Here is a 20586-nt window from a genome sequence, read left to right on the forward strand (position 1 = left end):
CGTCGAGGGCGAAGCAGCGGAAGGGGCGCAATCCGCCCCGCCTCGCCCTATATTGACCGTGAACGAATCACGATCGAACGGCGCCGCCTTGTCCGACCACAGCCTCACCTCCGCCCCCCTGCCCCGCCCCGGCGGCCTCGCCGCGCGCGCGCAGGCAGCGCCGAGCGCTGGCTATCTCGCGGGCCTCAACCCCGAGCAGCGTCAGGCGGTCGAGGCGACCGACGGTCCCGTGCTGGTTCTGGCGGGCGCCGGCACCGGCAAGACCCGCGTGCTCACCACCCGCATCGCCCATCTGATCGCGACCAACCGCGCCTTTCCCTCGCAGATCCTCTCGGTGACCTTCACCAACAAGGCCGCGCGCGAGATGAAGGAGCGCATCGGTCATCTTGTCGGCGCAGTCGCCGAGGGCATGCCGTGGCTCGGCACCTTCCACTCGATCTCGGCCAAGATCCTGCGTCGCCACGCCGAGCTGCTCGATCTGCGCAGCGACTTCACCATCCTCGACACCGACGACCAGATCCGCCTGATGAAGCAGGTGATCGCGGCAGAGGGCATCGACGAGAAGCGCTGGCCCGGCCGCATGCTGGCGGGCTTCATCGATTCCTGGAAGAACCGGGGCCTCGCGCCCAAGGACGTTGCGCCGGGCGAGGCCGCCGTCTTCGCCAATGGCAAGGGCGGCAAGCTCTATGCCGCCTATCAGGACCGGCTGAAGACGCTGAACGCGGTCGATTTCGGCGACCTGCTGCTGCACTGCCTGACGCTGTTTCGCGACCATGCCGATGTGCTCGCCACCTATCACGAGCGCTTCCGCTACATCCTCGTCGACGAGTATCAGGACACCAACACCGCGCAATATCTCTGGCTGCGCCTGCTCGCCCAGGGCCGCCGCAACATCGCCTGCGTCGGCGACGACGACCAGTCGATCTATGGCTGGCGCGGCGCCGAGGTCGACAACATCCTACGCTTCGAGCACGATTTTCCCGGCGCCACCGTGGTCCGGCTGGAGCGCAACTACCGCTCGACCGGCCATATCCTCGCCACCGCCTCCAAGCTGATCGCCCGTAACGAAACCCGTCTCGGCAAGACCCTGCGCACCGAGGACGAGCTCGGCGAGAAGGTCACCATCACCGGCGCCTGGGACAGCCAGGAAGAGGCGCAGCTGATCACCGACGAGATCGAGGCGATGCAGTCGAAGGGCGACAACCTTTCGCAGATCGCCGTGCTGGTGCGGATCTCCGCCCAGATGCGCGAGTTGGAAGAACGTTTCGTCCAGACCGGCGTGCCTTATCGCGTCATCGGCGGCCCGCGCTTCTACGAGCGCGCCGAAATCCGCGACGCCATGGCCTATCTGCGCTGCGTCGTCTCCCCGACCGACGATCTCGCCTTCGAGCGCATCGTCAACCAGCCCAAGCGCGGCCTGGGCGACGCCACCATCCAGATCCTGCACAACCACGCCCGCGCCAGCCAGCTTTCGCTGCTGCAATCGGCCCGCGCCATCGTCGAGAGCGACGAACTCAAACCGAAGGCCCGCACCTCCTTACGCGAACTGGTCGAGGCCTTCGGCCGCTGGAGCGCGCGAGCCGAGCACATGCCGCAGGGCGAACTCGCCGAACTGGTGCTGGAAGAGAGCGGCTACACCGAGATGTGGCAGAAGGACCGCTCGGCCGACGCCGCCGGCAGGCTCGAAAACCTGAAGGAGCTGGTGCGCTCGCTCGACGAATTTCCAGACCTGCCGTCCTTCCTCGAACATGTCTCGCTGGTGATGGACACCGATTCCGGTGACGCGGCCGAGCGCGTCTCGATCATGACGCTTCACGGCGCCAAGGGGCTGGAGTTCGACACCGTCTTCCTGCCCGGCTGGGAGGAAGGCCTGTTCCCCAACCAGCGCGCGCTCGACGAGAGCGGTCGGGCCGGGCTGGAAGAGGAACGCCGCCTCGCCCATGTCGGCCTGACCCGCGCCCGCAAGCGCCTGAAGCTCTATTTTGCTTCCAACCGCCGCATCCATGGCCTCTGGCAGTCCAACCTGCCCTCGCGCTTCATCGACGAACTGCCCGAGGAACATGTCGAGGTCGTCCAGGCGGCGTCCAACTACAGCCAGGGCGGCTACGGCGCCTCGCGCTTCGACCGCATGGAGAGCTTCGGCTCCAGCTACAACACGCCGGGCTGGCAGCGGGCGCAGGAGAACAAGGCCAAGGGCAACGCCGGCGGGGGCTCGGGCTTCTCCGACAGCGGCGGCTTCGGCCAGGGCACCTTTGGTGGCTCGCGCCAGCGCGGCGGCCCGCTCCTGATCGAGGGCGAACTCACCGCCAAATCATCGGGCACATCGGCCTATGACGAAGGCGCCCGCGTCTTCCACGTCAAGTTCGGCAACGGCTCGGTCGCCAGCGTCGACGGCAACAAGCTGACGGTCGATTTCGACAAGGCCGGGCGGAAGATGGTGCTTGACTCGTTCGTACAATCAACATCCTGAATGTTCTGGAACTGATTTTTATACCGCGCAGTGAATTACGTTAATTTTCAGTCGGTTAGCGGCCAAAGGAACGCGGAACAGAGAATCAACCTAAGAGGTACCGATATCAAAGAATTGAAAAAGCACGCATTTACAGCATGTTAGAAGAATTACGTGGACATGCCCGCTCGTTTTGAGCGCGGCAATACAAATGCATATAAATAGTTGGGTGCTTCTCCGTTAACCCGAGGCACCCATGCTCAACAACAGCAGCGACATCATTCGCCGCCTCGAACGCGAGGGCTGGAGATGCATGCGCATCACCGGCTCACACCACGTCTTCAAAAAGCCCGGCGTCTGTGACATCATCACAGTGCCGCATCCGAAGAAGAATTTCGGTCCCGGCCTCGTGTTGAAAATCTACAAGCTGGCAGGCTGGCCCCGCGACTGACATGACCCACTACGTCGCCTTCATCGAGGACGCAGGCCCTGACTTCGCCGTCGGCGTCTGGTTTCCTGATCTGCCCGGCTGCTTCTCGGCCGGCGACACGCTCGACGAAGCGCTGGCGAACGCACCCGAGGCCGTTGCGCTCTGGTTCGAGGACATCGAAGAAGAAGGGCGCAGCGTGCCGCGCGCCCGCACCCCAAGCGAGCTCAAGGCCGATCCCGAGATCGCGGCGGAGATGGCCAAATACGTCATCGCGCTGATTCCAGCGCCGGATGTGGAGCTGCAGCCGGCAGCCTAGTAGGCGAACGAACCTCCCGTCATCCCGGACAAGCCGCGAAAGCGGCGCCGATCCGGGATCCATTCCGGAGCCTTTCCGAGAAAATTTCCGGCCTGGAATCCCGGGTCTCCGCTTCGCTGCGCCCGGGATGACGGCGTGCTTCCGGACGCACTCACCGGGCTCACCGCCCCTCCCTTGCCTTGAACGCCCTACGCGCCGCTTCGACCTGCGCGTGATACGTCTCCGCCCAGACCCAGACCCCGCAGAACGCTGCCGTTAGTTCGCCGCCGATCTCCGTCATCGTGTACTCGACATGCGGCGGGATCACCGGATGGACCTTGCGGGTGATCAGTCCGTCGCATTCCATCTGCCGCAGCGTCTTGGTCAGCATCTTCTGGCTGATACCGCCGACCAGCCGCCCGACCTGCGTGAAGCGCAGCGTGCCGTGCTCCTCCAGCGCCTCGAGGATCAGCATCGTCCACTTATCGGCGATCTGGCCGATGACGTCGCGCACCAGCGCATCGACCTCCGGGGGAACCTCGGGATGTTGCAGCCCGCCCCGCTCCTGCATCGCCGCCACCGCCGCGCGGATCGCGCCCATCCTTCACTCTCCTTTGGGTGCCTATAGAACTTTCAGGTGCCTTCTTTCGTTCGGAGAGCATCGGCCCTAATTGTGGTCCGCGCAACCACGAAAGGCGCAATCGCGAAAGGACACGAGGCGATGAACATCACAGGCAACACCATCCTGATCACCGGCGGCGGCTCGGGCATCGGCCGCGCGCTGGCCGAAGCTCTTCACGCCAAGGGCAACAGCGTCATCATCGCCGGACGGCGCGAACGCGTGCTCGATGAGGTCACGCAGGCCAATCCCGGCATGCAGTCGATGCTGCTCGACATCCAGGACAAGGCGGATATCGAAGGCTTCGCCCGCGATGCGGTGGCGCGCTTTCCGGCTCTGAACGTCGTCATCAACAACGCCGGCATCATGAAGCCGGAAACGCAGCTGGACCTCGCCATCGCCGAGGAGACCATCGAGACCAATCTGCTCGGGCCGATCCGGCTGACGGCGGCCCTGCTGCCGCATCTGCTGGCGCAGCCGCGTGCATCGGTGGTCACCGTCTCGTCGGGCCTCGCCTTCGTGCCACTGGCCGCGACCCCGACCTATTCGGCCACCAAGGCGGCGATCCATTCCTGGTCGATGGCGCTGCGCCATCAGCTCAAGGACACGTCAGTCGAAGTCGTCGAGATCGCGCCGCCTTATGTGCAAACTGAACTCCTCGGCGCGCATCAGCTGACCGATCCCGCGGCGATGCCGCTCGCCGACTTCACCAACGAGGTGATGGCGATCCTCGAATCGGCCCCCCCTTCCGGTGAGGTCATCGTCGAGCGCTGCAAGCCGCTGCGCTTCGCGGCGGAAAGCGGGAATTTCGCCGGCGTCTTCGCGATGGTGAACGGCCAGCACTGACGGCAAGGATCCGGCGTCATTCTCGGGCTTGACCCGAGAATCTCCCGACCCAGACGTCGCTGGTTTCCGAGATGGTCGGGTCAAGCCCGACCATGACGCAGCGTCCGACATGGCGGGCCATGACAACTTCAGTCGGGCCTGCTATCCCCCGCGCCATGCGTGAAGGTCTTCTGCCATCGACGGTCGCGACCGTCCTCGAACTCTCGACCAGCGGTGAAAAGGCGCGCGCGCTCACCGAGCTGCTGGGCGAGGTCTTCGACCCCACCGAGACCGCGATCTCGGCCTTCGAAATCGAGACCGGCGTCACCACGCTGTCGCTCAACGCGCCCTGGAAGGTCGAGATCTACTTCGCCACCCATCCCGACGAGGAGGCCGTGCGCGACATGCTGCGGCCCATCGTCGGCGATGTCATCGACACCACGCTCTTCGAAACCGTGAACCAGCAGGACTGGGTCGCCGCCAGCCTCGATGGACTCAAGCCCGTGCGGGCCGGGCGCGTTCTCGTCCATGGCGCGCATGATCGCGACGCGGTGCGCATCAACGATGTCGGCATCGAAATTCCCGCCGCGCTCGCCTTCGGCACCGGCCATCACGGCACCACGGCCGGCTGCCTGCTCGCGCTCGATGCCGAACTGAAGCGCCGCCGCCCCCGCCACGCCATCGATGTCGGCACGGGCACCGGCATCCTGGCCCTCGCCCTGGCAAAGCAGGTCAGGCGCAAGGTCGTCGCTGGGGACATCGACGCGATCGCGGTCGAGGTCGCCGCGCATAATGCCCGCGTCAACCACGCACCGCTTGCGCTCGATCTCTATGTCGCGCCGGGGCTTCGTCATGCCAAGGCGAACCGGCCGGGCCATTTTGACCTGGTCTTCGCCAATATCCTGGCCGGCCCCCTGAAGCGCCTCGCGCCGTCGATCGCGCGGGTTCTGTCAGATGACGGGACCGTCATCCTCTCGGGCCTGCTGGCGATGGATGTCGCCGGCGTCGTCTCGACCTACCGGCATCAAGGGCTCCATCTCGCCCGCCAGTCGCTGCGCGAAGGCTGGGCGACGCTGGTCATGAAAAAAGGCGGCGCAGCCCCAAGGCCACGCCACCTTCGATAAGTAATCCCACAGCGCCGACCTTATTGTAGGTGACAGGCTGCAGATCCTTCGCCAGGCTGAGCCGCATGGCGCGACATTCGAGAACCGGAGCGGAGCGGACGATCGTCCGTGAGCACCGGAAGCGCAGAATGTCGCGTCAGGCGGCCAGCATCGCGAAGGGAAGCCGCTCAGAAGCCGATATGGCCGTAGCGGGCTTCCGCTTCCGCCTGCATCGAGCGGGCGTCGTGCCAGACGGCGGAGGTGAACTTCACGGCGTCGACGATGGTCTCGTAAACATGCTTGATCATGGCGATCATGGTCTTGGTCCTTGAAAGCCGCAGGAAAGCGGCGGCGGGAAAACGGAAGAGGCCCTGGCGCGTGCCGCGCCAGACGAGGTAACGGCTCAGCGGTTGAACGGCAGCGCTGTGTCGTTGGAGACGGTCGGGGCCGGAATGCCACCCAGCAGAATTCCCGATTCGTTGATCAGGAAGTTGTGGGCACGCAGTTCGCGCAGCGCCGAGCGCCGACGGCTCTCGATCATCGCGGCGTAGAGACGCTGCCAGAAACCGGGCCCGTCCGACGTTGCGACGATCTTGGTCACCTCGGTCGCGGGCAAGACGGAGGCATCGTTCAGCACATAGGTCATGGGGATCCATCTCCTCAATCGAAACGAAGGACAGTTCCGGTCGCTTCCTCGTTCTCTTATGCGACCAAAGTGGTACGCTTTCGCACTTGCGAGAAGATGATTTCGCAGATGCGAGATATGCGCTGGACGCATACGACGTGCAGGTTTCTGTTAATGATCGTTCTAAACGCATAGCGATGAGGCAGTTCGCCTGTTTTGCAAGCGCCTCGGACAAGGCGTTTCGGGCTGGTCTTTGCCGCTTCCACCCGCAACGATGCATCCATCGCCGAATCTGGACCGTTCCGATGCTGCCATCGCCCGCCCGTCACCACGCCTGCCGTTTCCAAACCTTCTCCGAGCCGAGCGGCCCTTGCGACGTCGCGCCGCGGGTCGCTGCGTTGCGAGCGGCCCTGGCGCAGCAGGGGCTGGCGGGCTTCGTCGTGCCGCGCGCCGACGAGCATCAGGGCGAATATGTGCCCGCCCATATGGCGCGCCTCGCCTGGCTCACGGGCTTCACCGGTTCCGCCGGCAACGCCATCATACTGGCGGACAAGGCGGCGCTGATCGTCGACGGCCGCTACACCATCCAGTCTGCCGAGCAGACCGACACCGCCATCGTTACCCCGACCCGCATGGAGGAGATGCCGCTGGACCGCTGGATCGAGGCCAACCTGCCGGCGGGTGGGCGGCTTGGCTACGATCCCTGGCTGCACACCGTCGATGGCGTCGCCAAGCTCGAAAAGGCGGCGGTGGCTGCCGGCGCCACGCTGGTTGCCCTTAAGAAAAACCCGATCGACGCGCTTTGGAGCGACCGCCCCGCGCCGCCGCTTGCGGCCGTCAAGGTGCATCGCGCCGAGTTCGCCGGGGAGGATGCGGCCTCCAAGCTTGCCCGCATCCAGGAAGCACTGACGCAAGCAAAGGTCGACGCGCTGGTCGTCTCGGACCCGCATGCGCTGGCCTGGACCTTCAACATCAGGGGCGGCGATGTCGAGCACACGCCGCTGCCGCTGGGCTATGCCATCATCCCGCGCGAAGGTCGTCCGACCGTCTTCCTGGCGCCCGAGAAGGTCACCAACGAGGCCGGCGACGCCATCGGCGCAGTTGGCGAGATCGCCCCGCCCGCCGCCCTGGAAGCACAGCTTGCGGCATTGGGCGCGGCCGGCGCCAAGGTCCGCCTCGATTCGACCACGGCCGCCGCAGCGCTTGCCACCCTGATCCGCGAGGCCGGCGGCATTCCTGACGCGGGCACCGACCCGATCGCTCTGATGAAGGCGCGCAAGAACGAAGCAGAGCTAGCCGGCACCCGGGCCGCCCATCTGCGCGACGGCGCCGCGATGGTGCGCTTCTTGTCATGGCTTTCTCGCGAGGCCCCCGGCGGGCAACTCACCGAGATCGACACCGTCGCGGCATTGGAAGCCGAGCGCATGAAGACGGGGCTGCTCAGGGACGTCTCCTTCACCACCATCGCCGGCGCCGGCCCCAATGCGGCGCTGCCGCATTACCGCGTCACTGAAGCCAGCAACCGCAGGGTCGAGCCCGGCATCCTGCTGGTCGATTCCGGCGGGCAGTATGAGGACGGCACCACCGACATCACCCGGACGATGGTCGTCGGCGAACCCAGCGCCGAGATGGCCGACCGCTACACCCGTGTGCTCAAGGGCCATATCGCGATCTCGCGCGCGCTCTTCGTCAAGGGCACCTCGGGCGCGCAGCTCGATGCGCTGGCGCGGCTGCCGCTCTGGCAGGCGGGGCTGGATTTCGACCACGGCACCGGGCACGGCGTCGGCAGCTATCTCTCCGTGCATGAGGGGCCTCAGCGCCTCTCCAAGCTCGGCACGACGCCGCTCGAACCCGGCATGATCCTCTCCAACGAGCCCGGCTACTACAAGGAGGGCGAATACGGCATCCGCATCGAGAACCTCATCGTCGTCGAGGAGCGCGTCATTCCAGGCGGCGACCGTACGATTTACGGCTTCGAGACCATCACCTGGTGCCCCTATGAGCGCGCCATGATCGAGTTGAAGCTGCTCGACGAAGGCGAGATCGCCTGGATCAACGCCTATCACGCACAGGTCTGGAGCAATCTTGCAGGCCTGGTTGAGGGCGAGGCGAAGGCCTGGCTGGAGATAGCGTGCCTGCCGCTGTGAGCCATCACGGTGTGAGAGGCCGAAGACAGGTCATGCACAAGGAGAATGGCGGGCATCCAATGGGGCGTCTGTCGCGCGCCTGTCACATGACGACGGCTATGCATCGGCTCCGAACAGCAGGTACCGAATGCAAGATCTACCGCGCGACGCCCGCCTCTTTTTCTTTGCCTTCGCCGCGGCCGCGGCATCCCTGCTGTGCTGGCTTGGCGGCATGATCTGACGCGGTTCGCGCCTCACAAGAGCGCCCGCAACCCCACCACCGCCGCAACCCCGACCGCGACCACGCCCAGCAGCGGCAGGCGCGTCGCGGCCAGCGCCGCCAGCAGCGCTGCGCCCGTATCCGGCCAGCCGGTGGCGAGCGCGCTCGGCGCGATCACCGCGACCAGCACAGCCGGCGGGATCGCGTCGAAGGCGGCCTGCGCGCGCGGCGAAAGCGAAAGCCGGCCAACCAGTGCCAGCCCCGCGATCCGGGTGGCATAGGTCGCGATCGCCATGCCGAGGATGGCGAGCAGGCTGTGGGGATCGAGCGTCATGGCGGGGCGGACTCCGGCGCAGGTTCGGCCGCCCCGGCAAAGCCCGCCGCGATCCACGCGGCGGCGAGCCCGCACAGCGCGCCCACCAGCACATGCCAGGGCGGACCGGCGAACCGATAGGTCAGTGCCGAGGCGGCGCCAGCCGCTGCCACCGTCCAGAACGTCACGCGCCCCTTCCAGAACGCGGCCACCAGCGCAATGAACAGGGCGGTGAAGGCGAAATCGGCGCCGAAGCGGCGCGGATCGCCGAGCGCCGCGCCGACCACCGCACCCAGGGTCGAGGTCGCGATCCAGCAGGACACGAAGGGGACGACCATGCCGAACCAATAGGCCGGCGTCAGCCGATGCGTGCGGGCCCGCTTCTCGGCCAGCGCCCAGTTCTCGTCGGCCATATAGTAGAGGCCGGCGAGCGTCTGCCATCGCGAGAAACCCTGCAGCTTGGGCAGCAGCGATGCGCTCATCAGCACATGTCGCGCATTGATCAAAAGCGTCGAGAAGACGAGCGCGCCGATCGGCGCCGGCGTCGCCCACAGTTCGATCGCAGCGAACTGCGCCCCGCCGGCGAAGACGAGGGTGCTCATGACCATCGTTTCCAGCGGCGAGAGCCCCTTGCCCGCCGCAAGTGCGCCGAGCAGCAGGCCGATGGGGATCGCAGCCAGCATCGCCGGCCAGATGTCGCCAAACCCGCGCCGGGCATCGTCGCTGAGGGTGGACATCGGGGATCGGCCTTCAGGAGAGATGCGCGGCGCGGACGGCGCCTGGCGTGACGCCAAGCCGCGCCTTGAAGGCGCGCGTCAGATGGGCCTGGTCGCTGAAGCCGGTAGCAGCGGCGACCGCGCCCGGCGCCTCACCGCGCCGCAGCCGGTCGCGGGCCCGCCGCACCCGCACATCGACGAGCCAGGCATGCGGCGTCAGCCCCGTTTCGCGGCGGAAGGCGCGGATCAGATGGTGGCGCGGCAGGCCGCAGATCCGCGCGATCTCGGCCAGCGAGAGATCTTCATCATGGCGGGCCTCCATGAGGTCTCGCGCCCGGGCAACCGGCCCGGCCTCGCTTCCGAGCGCGCTGGCCGGCAGCCCCGCATGCCGGACGAGACAATGCGCATAGGCCCGCAGCAGCAATTCCTCGCCATGCAAGCCGTCCGGCCCGGTCTGCATGGCGCGATGAGCCTGCGACAGCAGCAATGCGCCTTCGGGATCATGGACGCAGGCCTGACGGAAGAACGGCGTCCGGTCGCCCGTCCAACCAGCCAGCGACGAAGCGATCTCCTGCATCAGTGCCACCGCCGGATAGGTCATGCGATAGCTGTAGCCGCCGCCGATCGGTTCGCCGTCATGCACCTCGAGCGGGTTGATGAAGGTGACGTCGCCGGGGCCGCCATAATGCCGCTCGCCCCGCACGCTCCAGGCTTCGCAGCCGGTCTCGATCGTGCCCACGACATAGGTGTCATGGGCATGGGGCGCATAGGCATGGGTGGCGAAGGTGGCGCTCAGACATTCGAGGCTGTCGAAATGCCGCGCCAGAAACAGCTCGGCCCGCTCTCCGGCGCGGAGCGGCCTGATCCCCAATGTCTCGCCTTGGCTGACGCTGTCCATGGCGCAAGGTTAGACCGGATCGCGGCCGGCCCGTCTTGAAGAAAAGTGATGGCGACGATCAGCCCGCTGTCGGACCGCCGACGAGGTCAAACCAACCCGCCTCATCGATCACCTCGATGCCATGCTTGGCGGCGTCCTTCAGCTTGGAGCCCGCGCCGGGACCGGCCACCAGCAGATCGGTTTTGGACGACACAGAGCCGGCGACCTTGGCGCCGAGCCGCTCCGCCATCGCCTTGGCCTCGTCGCGCGTCATGCGCTCGAGCGCGCCGGTGAAGACGACGATCTTGCCGGCGACCGGGCTGGCGGAGGCCACCGCCTCCAGTGGCTGCGGCGTCACCTGCGCCAAAAGCCGGTCGAGCAGCTCCTGATTATGCGGCTCGCCGAAGAAATCGGTCAGAGCCTCGACCACGGTCGGCCCGACCCCGTCGATCGCATCCAGTTCCTGCCGCTCGGGCGAGGCCGGGTCGGCAGCAGCCAGCCCCGCAGCACGCAGGGCCTCGAACGAGCCGTAATGCCGCGCCAGCAGCCGGGCATTGGTTTCACCGATATGGCGGATGCCGAGCCCGAAAATGAAACGGTTGAGCGGGGGCTTGCGTCGATCCTCGATCGCCTCGAACAGCTTGGCGACGCTTTGGGCGCCAAACCCCTCCTTCGCCTTCAGCTTCTTCAGCGGTTCGGCGGCATCCCGCGCCGCCAGCGTGAAGATGTCGGCCGGCTCTTTCACCGGCAGGTCGGGGTCGGCATGGAAGAACTCGATCTGCTTGTCGCCGAGCCCGTCGATATCGAGCGCGTCGCGTGAGACGAAATGCTTCAGCCGCTCGACCGCCTGCGCCGGGCAGATCAGCCCGCCGGTGCAGCGGCGCACGGCGTCCTCCTTGCCGGAGCGCGGGTTGATCTCCCGCGTGGCATGGCTGCTGCAGGCGGGGCAAAGCGTCGGGAAGGCGTAAGGCTTCGCATCTGCCGGCCGCTTGCCCAGATCCACCGCCGCGACCCGCGGGATCACATCGCCGGCGCGCTTGACCGTCACCGTGTCGCCGACGCGGATGTCGGGCGGTTCGCCCTCGCGGATGCGCTCGCCCTTGGAATCGAAGCCGCGGATATAATCCTCGTTGTGCAGCGTCGCATTGGTCACGACCACGCCGCCGACCGTGACCGGGCGCAGGCGCGCCACGGGCGACAGCGCCCCGGTGCGCCCGACCTGAATCTCGATCGCCTCCAGCACCGTCGTCGCCAGCTCGGCGGGAAACTTGTGCGCGATCGCCCAGCGCGGCGCGCGCGAGACGAAGCCGAGCCTGGCCTGCAGGCTGAGATCGTCGACCTTGTAGACCACGCCGTCGATATCGTAGCCGAGCGAGGCGCGCCGGCTCTCGATCAGCCGGTATTGCGCAATGAGGTCGTCCACGGTCTCGCAGCGCGCCATCAGCGGATTGGTGCGGAAACCCCAGCGCCCGAAGGCCTCGACCACACCGGACTGCGTCGGCGCCGGCAGCACGGGCATCTCGCCCCAGGCATAGGCGAAAAAGCGCAAGGGCCGCGACGCGGTGATCGACGCGTCGAGCTGGCGCAGCGATCCGGCCGCCGCATTGCGCGGATTGGCGAATTCGGCGAGCCCCTTCTCGCGCTGGCGCTCGTTGATCCCGGCGAAATCGGCATGCCCCAGATAGACCTCACCGCGCACCTCCGCGACCTCGGGCACATCGTCCCAAGCCAGCGTCTTCGGGATCTCGGAGTCGGCGATGGTGCGGGCATTGACCGTGACGTCCTCGCCCTCCTCGCCATCGCCGCGCGTCGCGGCATGGACGAGCGCGCCCTGCTCATAGCGCAGCGAGAGCGACAGCCCGTCGATCTTGGGCTCGGCGGTGAAGGCGATCGGCTCGTCGTCCTTGCGGCCGAGGAAACGGTGCACGCGCTGGACGAACTCCGCCACCGCCTCATCGGTGAAGGCGTTGTCGAGCGAGAGCATCGGCACGCGATGGCGGATCTTGGCGAATCTGGCGGATGGCTTGGCCCCGACCCTTGCGCTCGCGGACGCCTTCGCCTTCAGCTGGGGATGGGCCTCCTCGATCGCCACCAGCCGGCGCCGCAGGGCGTCATACGCGGCGTCGTCCATCACCGGCGCATCGTTCTGGTGATAGGCGATGTCGGCCGCCTCCACCTGTGCGGCCAGGTGCTTATGTTCGGCCCGGGCCTCACGAGCAGTCAACTCGGCGACGGGGATCGGTTCGGAGGGGGTCTCGGGCTCGCTCATGGCCCTTCATTAGGCGAGAAGGCTTCGCCGAAAAAGGGCAGGAGCGGCGCCTTCAACGGCGCTCTCCCGCATTCGTGTTCGCGCCCGGAGCGACAGGCGGCGGCTTTTGGGCTAACCTCAGTCCAGCTGGGAATTGGAAGCTCGACGCCTTTCGGCCGTTGACCCAAGGATCGCGTCAAGGGGCGAAGGCGAACCGGGCCTCAACCGGGAGATTCGCCATGTCCAATCTCGATACCTCGCTTGATACCCGCAAACGGAACACGGCCCTGGGCCTGCCCCGCATCAACAGCATCACCGTCGAGGATTTGCGCGCGGCGCTCGCCCGCGGCTGGGATGATTTCAAGGCCCAGCCCAGCCATCTCGTCTTCGTCGCGCTGATTTACCCGGTCATCGGCGTGCTGCTGACGCAGGTCACGGTGAGCTTCAACATCTTTCCGCTGCTGTTTCCGCTGCTTGGCGGCTTTGCATTGCTGGGGCCCTTCGCCGCGATCCTGCTCTACGAGATCAGCCGCCGCCGCGAGCGCGGCCTCGACTCCTCCTGGGAGCACGCCTTCGCCCTGCTGCGCTCGCCTGCCATCGGCCAGATCGCGCTTCTGGGCGCGATGCTGACCGGGCTTTTCGTGGCCTGGCTGCTGTCGGCCTGGCTGATCTATCGCGGCCTGCTCGGCCTACCGGCGGATATTCCTACGGCTGACTTCCTGCGCGCCGTCTTCACCACCTCGCAAGGGTGGCTGATGATCGTCCTGGGCAATGCGGTCGGGCTTGTCTTCGCCGTTGCCGCCTTCTCGATCTCGGTCGTCGCCTTCCCGCTGATCATCGACCGGCGAGTCGATGTCGCCACTGCCATCCGCACCTCGATCGCTGCTGTCCAGCACAATCCGCGCGTGATGATGATCTGGGGGCTGCTGGTGAGCGGTCTGCTGGTGCTGGGCTGCCTGCCCCTGCTGGTCGGGCTCGTCGTCGTCATGCCGGTCCTGGGCCACGCCTCCTGGCATCTCTACCGCAAGGTCGTCGACGGCTGACAGGACCAGCCGCGTCCCGCCCCGACGCGCCCCGGGAACAATCGCCGGAAAAGACGGTTCTTCGGGCGTGAGCAAACGGCTCATCGGCGCGCGGGCCTTGGGGGCCCGCCATTTTTGTGGGGGCTCCTTGCCATGAACAACATCATTTACATTATCGGACTGATCGTGGTCGTCCTGGCCATCCTGTCCTTCCTCGGCCTGCGCTGAGAACGGCCAGGACGCCGGTGACGGACTGCGTCAGCCGCGATCGCGCGGCTTCTTGCCCTTGAAGGGCGCCTTGCCGGCAGGGCGACCCTCGCCCGCCGGCTTGCCCGCGAAGGGCTTGCTCGCGAACGGTTTACCAGCCCCTGACTTGCCCGCGCCGAAAGGCTTGGCCGCATAAGGCTTCTTGCCCGCATAGGGCTTGTCGCCAGCGGGGCGTTCGCCCTGCGGCCTCGGACCGTCCCTGAACGAGACATTGGGGTCCGACAGCGCATCGCGCTCGCTGCGCACCGGATCATAGGGCTTGGCCGCGCCGAAGGGCTTCGACTTGCCCTCATAGGCCTTTTTCTTGCCCTCATACGGCTTGGCCTCGCCGCCCCCATGGGGCTTTGGCTCATACGGCTTTTTGGTGTAAGGCCTCTTGTCTCCACCTTCGTAGGGCTTCTTCTCGTAAGGCTTCTTCTCGAACGATCTGGCCGGCCGCTCGTCACCGTCGCGCTCCGGCTTGGCGTAAGGCGCGGGCGCATGGTTCGCCTTCTCCGCGAAGGGCTTGGCCGGGCGGCGCTCCTCCTCGCCGGTCACCGGCTCGATCACGATCTTGTCGCGGTCGACCGCCTTGGCGAGCTCATAGAAGCGCTCGGCGACATCGGCATCGATCTCGACCTTGGTCTCCTTGTCGAAGATGCGGATCGCGCCGACCTCGTCGCGGGTGATCTTGCCGCGACGGCAGATCATCGGCAGCAGCTGGCGCGGATCGGCGCCGTCCTTGCGGCCGATGTTCAGCCGGAACCAGACGGTGTCGCCACGCGGACCGGACTTGTGACGCGGCGCATCCGAGCGCGGGCTATCGTCGCGGTTCTCGCCGAAACGCGCGCCATCGCGCGGCGCGTAATCCTCGCGGGCGCGAGCCGGGCGACGCTCGTCGCGGGCGAAGTTCGGGTCGCCGACCTCCTCGGAGGCCGGCAGTCTGGCGCGATAGATCCGCACCAGCGCAGCCGCGATCTCGTTGACCGTGCGGCCGGCGATCAGCGCCTCGACCATCGCGGCATCGACCTCGCCGGGCTCGCCGGTCAGAATCGGGTCGCTGAGCAGCCGCTCCTTGTCGAGTTCGCGGATTTCGTCCTGCGTCGGCGGGCCGGCCCAGACCGCCTCGACCTTGGCCTCGGCCAGCAGCATCTCGGCCTTGCGGCGGCGCGACGGCGGCACCAGCAGCACGCTCGTGCCCTTGTTGCCGGCGCGCCCGGTGCGGCCGGAGCGATGCTGCATCACCTCGGGATCGTTGGGCAGCTCGGCATGGATGACCAGCGTCAGGCCCGGCAGATCGATGCCGCGGGCGGCGACGTCGGTGGCGACGCAGACGCGCGCACGGCCATCGCGCAGCGCCTGCAGCGCCGAATTGCGCTCGCTCTGCGAGAGTTCGCCCGAGAGCGCCACGGCCGAGAAGCCGCGCTCGAGCAGGATCGCCTCGAGATGGCGCACCGAGTTGCGGGTGTTGCAGAACACCAGCGAGCACGGCGAATCATGGAAGCGCAGCAGGTTGACGACCGCGAGCTCGGCTTCCTTCGGGTAGCACCGGATGGCGCGATACTCGATATCGGCATGGCCGCCCGGCGTGGCGGCAACCTCGATGCGCAGCGCATCGTTCTGGTAGCTCTTGGCGAGCTGGATGATCGCCTTGGGCAGCGTCGCCGAGAACAGCAGGCTCTGGCGCTCGGCCGGCGTCGTCTTCAGGATGAATTCGAGATCGTCGCGGAAGCCGAGATCGAGCATCTCGTCGGCCTCGTCGAGCACGACGGCCTTCAGCGCCGACACATCAAGGCGATGGCGCTCGATATGGTCGCGCAGACGGCCGGGCGTGCCGACGACGATATGGGCGCCCTCGTCCAGAAGCGCAGCCTCGCGGCGCGGGTCCATGCCGCCGACGCAGGCGATGATGCGGGCATTGGCGTGTTTGTAGAGCCAGGCGAGCTCGCGCTGGACCTGGAGGGCCAGTTCACGCGTCGGCGCGATGATCAGGGCGAGAGGCTTGGCGGCGCGCCCGAAGGCTTCCGCTTCGCCGAGCAGCGTCGAGCCGATGGCCAGGCCATAGGCGACGGTCTTGCCCGAGCCGGTCTGCGAGGAGACCAGCAGGTCGCGGCCGGCGGCTGCGGCCTCCAGCACGGCGCTCTGCACCGGCGTGGGATCGGAATAATTGCGTTCGGCGAGCGCGCGCGCGAGCGGCGGGCTCGAAGTCAGAAAGGACATGAGAAGCAGGGCCTAAAGGTTACGGCGCAGAATCGGAATGACGGCGCAAGAGGTCGGCGATGGGCGTGAAGCGCAGCCATCGACTGCAGCGGCTCATAGCGCAAATGGCGACGGAAAGAAACCGTTGCGGCAAGTGGAGGCGAGAACGCCTTCCGGCGACAGGCGACAAGCCGATCTACCCCCTCACCCCCGCCGCCTCCAGCAGCCGCCCGGCGGCTGCCCTCGCCTCTTCCGTGATGCTCGCACCAGCCAGCATCCGCGCGATCTCCTCGCGCCGCGCCTGATCTTCCAGAGCCGTCACCCGCGTCACCGTGCGCGAGGCAACGTCGCCCGGGAGCGCCGATTTGGCGATCAGGAAATGCTGGGCCGCCTTGGCCGCGACCTGCGGGGCATGAGTCACCGAGATCACCTGGACCTTGCCGGCAAGCCGCGCCAGCCGCTCGCCGATAGCGTCCGCGACCGCGCCGCCGACGCCGGTGTCGATCTCGTCGAAGACCAGCGTCGGCGCCGAGCCGCGTTCGGCCAGCACGACCTTCAGCGCCAGCATGAAACGCGAGAGCTCGCCGCCGGACGCGACCTTCATCATCGGGCCAGGCCGCGTGCCCGGATTGGTCTCGACCCAGAATTCGACGCGGTCGAAGCCCTCCGGGCCCCGCGCCGTCTCGTCGCTGTCGATGCGCGTGATGAAGCGGGCCCGCTCCAGCTTGAGCGGCGGCAATTCGGCCTTGACCGCGGCATCGAGCTTCGCTGCCGCCTTCTGGCGCGCGGCGGAAAGCCTGCCGGCAAGCCCAACAAAGCTCGCCTCGGCCTTCTTGAGTGAATCTTCGAGCCGCCCCAGCGAGATCTCGCTGTCGTCCAGCGCGGCGAGATCGGCCGTCATGCTGTCGGCGAGTGGCACCAAACCATCGACGGGGACGTCGTATTTGCGGGCAGCGCCGCGCAGGGCAAACAGCCGCTCCTCGACGCGCTCCTGCTCGCGCGGATCATATTCGGCGGCGCGCATGCCGACCGCCAGGGTCTCGCCCGCCTCCTCCAGCGCCACGATCGCGGTGTTCAGCGCCGCCAATGACGGATCGATCAACGCCGGCGCCTGCCCGGCCCGGCGCTCCAGCCGGCGCAGCACGGCAGACAGCGCGGCGATCGGCGAGCCCTGCCCACCCACCGCCTCATAGGCGTCGATCAGGTCGCGCGCGACCTTCTCGGCCTGCATCATACCCTGGCGCTGGGCGGCGAGCGCCTCTTCCTCGCCTGGCTTGGGCGAAAGCTTGCCGAGTTCGGCGACGGCATGGCGCAGGAAATCGGCCTCCTTGCGCGCTGCCTCGACCCGGATGCGCTGCGCCTGCAGGGCCTGCCGGGCGCGCTTCAGCGTCTCGCTGGCGGCCGCGACGCCGTCAGCCTGCGCCTCGAAGCCGCCGAACCCGTCGAGGATCATGCGGTGCTGGGCGGGGTCGGTCAGCGCCCGGTCGTCATGCTGACCATGGATCTCGACAATTGCTGCCCCGATCATCCTGAGGATTTGCACACTGACCGGTTGGTCGTTGACGAAGGCGCGCGTGCGCCCGTCGGCATACTGCACCCGCCGCAGGATGAGGTCGCCGTCGGTGTCGATTTCCTGGGCCTGCGCGAGCTTGCGGGCGCCATGCTCCTGCGGCAGGTCGAAGACGGCGCTGACCTGCCCCTGCGCTTCGCCATGGCGCACCAGCCCGCCATCGCCGCGCCCGCCAAGCGCCAGCGCAAACCCGTCCAGCAGGATCGACTTGCCGGCGCCGGTCTCGCCGGTGAGCACGCTCAGGCCATCGCGAAACGTCAGGTCGAGACGGTCGATCAGGACGATGTCGCGTATCGACAACTGGACCAGCATGGCACTCAGCGCAAACTCAAGAGGCAGGGCATGCGCGAGCCACCCTCATGTCAGGCGAAATCAGATCCGGCCGCCGAACCCGACAATGCCGACGACCGCCCGCTGGAAGCCCTGGAAGGCGCGGCTGATATAGGAACCGCGATCCTCGCGCGGCTGGAGGCCGCCGCTTTCGAGCAGGACATAGGCGTCCTTGTACCACGGGCTGTCGGGGAAGTTGTGCCCCAGCACGGCGGCGGCCGTCTGCGCCTCGTTGGTGATGCCCAGCGCCATATATGCCTCGGTCAGGCGCATCAGCGCCTCTTCAACGTGGCGAGTGGTCTGATACTTGATGATGACGTCGCGGAAGCGGTTCACCGCGCCCGTGTAGTTGCGCTTCTCGAGATAGAAGCGCCCGACATTCATCTCCTTGCCGGCGAGCTGGTCGCGCGCCACCAGGAGCTTCTCCCTGGCGTCGAGCACATATTCGGAATTCGGATACTTCTGGATCAGCTGCTCGAAGGCGGCGATGGCGAGCTGGGTGCGCTCCTGGTCGCGCGTCGCGTCCGGGATCTGGTTGAAATAGGACATCGCCATCAGATACTGCGCGTAAGCCGCGTCCGGGCTTGCAGGATTTTGCGCGATGAAACGCTTGGAGGCGGTGATCGTCTCCTCCCATTTCGACGCCTGGTAATTCGTGTAGGCGGCCAGGATCAGGCCACGCCGGGCGTAGGGCGAGAACGGCGCGCTCTTGTCGATCTCGTCGAACTTCTTTGACGCACCTTCGCTGTCGCCGTTCTGCAGCCGCGCCAGTCCCTCATTATAGAGCTTGTCGGCCGGGACGACCGCGGTGACCTCGGGCTTGTAAACCTCAGGCCGGTCGAATGGATTGAGCGACGAGACCGTGTCGCAGCCGCCGAGAAGCAGGGCCGCTCCAAGCGCCAGGGCTGGGCCCTTGGCCATCGATCGGCTCTTCGAATCGGCGCGCTTGGATGCCGGGTGGTTCAGCCGCATGACGCTCACGTCGTCCGTCCTCTTGTCATCGCCCCCGCTTCGTGGGGATGCATGCCTTAACTCAGACGCCGAAGACGCGCCACTGCCGAAAGCACAAGCTCCCGACCGCAACCGCGTCTATTCGACAAAAACCTGGCAACAGGAAGGCGCAGCAGGCAGCCTAGATCGCCAAGGCCGCACACATATCGTTCAGTGAACGTCGGGGGCAAACGCAGCTGGCGCCGCCGCGCCCATCTGCACGGCGCGCGCCGCGGCATAGACCGGCTGCGCCTCGACGATTGCGTAATTGGCGCGATCGGCGAACAGCGCCTCGAGAATGCGCACATTCATGCGGTGACCGCCGCAATAGGAGCGGAATTCGCCGATGATCGGGTAGCCGGCCAGCGCCAGATCGCCGATCGCGTCGAGCACCTTGTGACGCACGAACTCGTCGCCGAAGCGCAGGCCCTCTGGATTGATCACCTTGTCGTCGCCGACCGCGACGGTGTTGTCGAGCGAGGCGCCGAGCGCAAAACCGGCCTTCCAGAGCTGCTCGACATCGCGCATGAAACCGAAGGTGCGGGCGCGTGAGATATCCTGGGCATAGGCCGAAGCCTCGAGATCGAAGACCTTGCGCTGGCGACCGATCACCGTCGTGTCGAAATCGATCTCGACATCGAGGCGGAAGCCGCTCTCGGCCGGAACCAACTCGGCGAAGGCACGGCCATGCTCGACGCGCACCGGCTGAAGGACCTTGAGATAGCGGCGCGCCGCTGACAGGCTGACGATCCCGGTCGCCTCGATCGCCGTGACGAATTCGGCGGCGCTGCCGTCCATGATCGGCATTTCCGGCCCGTCGATCTCGACAAGCGCATTGTCGAGGCCCAGCCCCGCGCAGGCCGACATCAGATGCTCGATGGTGGCCACCGAGGCGGATTCTTTGTCCCCGATCACGGTGCAAAGCTCGGTCGCGCTGACCTTGGTGTGCTTGGCATGGATCAGCTGGGCGGGAGCGTCATCGAGCCCTTTGCGGAGAAACACGATCCCGGAATTGGCACTGGACGGCTTCAGGCAGATCGTCGCGGGAGCCCCGGAGTGAACGCCGATCCCGGTCAGGGTTACAGGCGCGCGCAGGGTCGTCTGGCGATCGAAGCTCATGCGGGTATCCAATCCTGATCGCGAACGGCGCCGTCTCATGGCTCACACCAGAAAGGGCGGGTCGTTGGCGATACCTCTGAAGCGTGGAACAGGGACAAGCCCCGCTCCGGCATCTCGTAGTGCAGCTGCAACATAAGCGTTTCGAGCGGGCTCACAAAATCACGCTTTCTTTCGCTCTGTTACAGGGCAGCCGACCATCGTGGCCATTGCTATCAGATTGGATTCATTCAACTTTCAAACATGTCGAAACCCCGGCGCGCAAGC

Annotated in this window: 18 protein-coding genes; 7 read left to right on the forward strand and 11 right to left on the reverse strand. The window is 66.7% G+C overall.

Annotation, left to right across the window (positions count from 1 at the left end):
• The first annotated feature begins 88 nt into the window (after window positions 1-88).
• The 3 genes from IP69_RS16070 (at window position 89) to IP69_RS16080 (ending at window position 3195) form a co-directional block, all read left to right on the forward strand.
• A complete protein-coding gene (locus IP69_RS16070; RefSeq protein WP_054143848.1) occupies window positions 89-2470 on the forward strand; it encodes a UvrD-helicase domain-containing protein in 2382 nt (793 codons plus the stop codon).
• Window positions 2471-2705: 235 nt separating this feature from the next.
• On the forward strand, window positions 2706-2900 hold the full coding sequence (locus IP69_RS16075) for a type II toxin-antitoxin system HicA family toxin (protein WP_054143849.1): 195 nt from the start codon (window positions 2706-2708) through the stop codon (window positions 2898-2900).
• Window position 2901: 1 nt separating this feature from the next.
• Window positions 2902-3195: a type II toxin-antitoxin system HicB family antitoxin gene (locus IP69_RS16080; protein ID WP_054143850.1), complete on the forward strand. Its 294-nt coding sequence runs from the start codon at window positions 2902-2904 to the stop codon at window positions 3193-3195.
• A 160-nt stretch (window positions 3196-3355) separates the two neighbouring features.
• Here IP69_RS16080 and IP69_RS16085 read toward each other — a convergent pair whose 3' ends face one another.
• Window positions 3356-3745, reverse strand: coding sequence for a helix-turn-helix domain-containing protein (locus tag IP69_RS16085; protein ID WP_054143890.1), 390 nt, complete (start codon window positions 3743-3745; stop codon window positions 3356-3358).
• Between the two features lie 150 nt (window positions 3746-3895).
• Here IP69_RS16085 and IP69_RS16090 point away from each other — a divergent pair, with 150 nt between their 5' ends.
• Together IP69_RS16090 and IP69_RS16095 are read left to right on the forward strand one after the other, a co-directional pair.
• Window positions 3896-4639, forward strand: a complete 744-nt coding sequence (locus IP69_RS16090) for an SDR family oxidoreductase (protein WP_054143851.1) — start codon at window positions 3896-3898, stop codon at window positions 4637-4639.
• A 155-nt stretch (window positions 4640-4794) separates the two neighbouring features.
• A complete protein-coding gene (locus tag IP69_RS16095) occupies window positions 4795-5742 on the forward strand; it encodes a 50S ribosomal protein L11 methyltransferase (protein ID WP_054143852.1) in 948 nt (315 codons plus the stop codon).
• Window positions 5743-5909: 167 nt separating this feature from the next.
• On the opposite strand, the gene IP69_RS22530 is transcribed toward IP69_RS16095, so the two are convergent.
• Together IP69_RS22530 and IP69_RS16100 are read right to left on the reverse strand one after the other, a co-directional pair.
• Window positions 5910-6038, reverse strand: a complete 129-nt coding sequence (locus tag IP69_RS22530; RefSeq protein ID WP_282568244.1) for a hypothetical protein — start codon at window positions 6036-6038, stop codon at window positions 5910-5912.
• 86 nt (window positions 6039-6124) lie between these two features.
• Window positions 6125-6367, reverse strand: coding sequence for a hypothetical protein (locus IP69_RS16100; protein ID WP_054143853.1), 243 nt, complete (start codon window positions 6365-6367; stop codon window positions 6125-6127).
• Between the two features lie 284 nt (window positions 6368-6651).
• On the opposite strand from IP69_RS16100, the gene IP69_RS16105 reads away from it, so the two are divergent.
• Window positions 6652-8493 carry an aminopeptidase P family protein gene (locus IP69_RS16105; protein WP_054143854.1) on the forward strand — a complete coding sequence of 614 codons (1842 nt, stop codon included), beginning with the start codon at window positions 6652-6654 and terminating at the stop codon, window positions 8491-8493.
• Between the two features lie 233 nt (window positions 8494-8726).
• Here the strand turns inward: IP69_RS16105 and IP69_RS16110 are convergent, their stop codons facing one another.
• The 4 genes from IP69_RS16110 to ligA are packed head-to-tail and all read right to left on the reverse strand — an operon-like array spanning window position 8727 to window position 12867.
• Entirely contained in the window at window positions 8727-9026 is a 300-nt protein-coding gene (locus IP69_RS16110; RefSeq protein ID WP_054143855.1) for an AzlD domain-containing protein, read from the reverse strand.
• Window positions 9023-9742 (reverse strand): AzlC family ABC transporter permease, encoded by a 720-nt coding sequence (locus tag IP69_RS16115; protein WP_054143856.1) that lies wholly within the window; start codon window positions 9740-9742, stop codon window positions 9023-9025. The genes IP69_RS16110 and IP69_RS16115 overlap by 4 nt, the downstream gene beginning before the upstream one ends.
• Before the next feature lie 13 nt (window positions 9743-9755).
• Window positions 9756-10619, reverse strand: a complete 864-nt coding sequence (locus tag IP69_RS16120) for an AraC family transcriptional regulator (protein WP_054143857.1) — start codon at window positions 10617-10619, stop codon at window positions 9756-9758.
• A 58-nt stretch (window positions 10620-10677) separates the two neighbouring features.
• Window positions 10678-12867, reverse strand: a complete 2190-nt coding sequence (gene ligA / locus IP69_RS16125; protein ID WP_054143858.1) for an NAD-dependent DNA ligase LigA — start codon at window positions 12865-12867, stop codon at window positions 10678-10680.
• A 218-nt stretch (window positions 12868-13085) separates the two neighbouring features.
• On the opposite strand from ligA, the gene IP69_RS16130 reads away from it, so the two are divergent.
• On the forward strand, window positions 13086-13889 hold the full coding sequence (locus tag IP69_RS16130; protein ID WP_054143859.1) for a DUF2189 domain-containing protein: 804 nt from the start codon (window positions 13086-13088) through the stop codon (window positions 13887-13889).
• Window positions 13890-14126: 237 nt separating this feature from the next.
• Here the strand turns inward: IP69_RS16130 and IP69_RS16135 are convergent, their stop codons facing one another.
• The 4 genes from IP69_RS16135 to lpxC all read right to left on the reverse strand — a co-directional run bounded on the left by IP69_RS16135 (window position 14127) and on the right by lpxC (window position 20322).
• Window positions 14127-16334: a DEAD/DEAH box helicase gene (locus IP69_RS16135; RefSeq protein WP_082359388.1), complete on the reverse strand. Its 2208-nt coding sequence runs from the start codon at window positions 16332-16334 to the stop codon at window positions 14127-14129.
• Window positions 16335-16509: 175 nt separating this feature from the next.
• Entirely contained in the window at window positions 16510-18195 is a 1686-nt protein-coding gene (recN, locus tag IP69_RS16140) for a DNA repair protein RecN (RefSeq protein ID WP_054143860.1), read from the reverse strand.
• Window positions 18196-18255: 60 nt separating this feature from the next.
• Window positions 18256-19134 (reverse strand): outer membrane protein assembly factor BamD, encoded by an 879-nt coding sequence (locus tag IP69_RS16145; protein WP_054143891.1) that lies wholly within the window; start codon window positions 19132-19134, stop codon window positions 18256-18258.
• A 240-nt stretch (window positions 19135-19374) separates the two neighbouring features.
• Window positions 19375-20322: a UDP-3-O-acyl-N-acetylglucosamine deacetylase gene (gene lpxC / locus IP69_RS16150; protein ID WP_054143861.1), complete on the reverse strand. Its 948-nt coding sequence runs from the start codon at window positions 20320-20322 to the stop codon at window positions 19375-19377.
• Between the last annotated feature and the right edge of the window lie 264 nt (window positions 20323-20586).

It is taken from the genome of Allobosea sp. AAP35, from assembly GCF_001295925.1.
GTDB lineage: Bacteria > Pseudomonadota > Alphaproteobacteria > Rhizobiales > Beijerinckiaceae > Allobosea.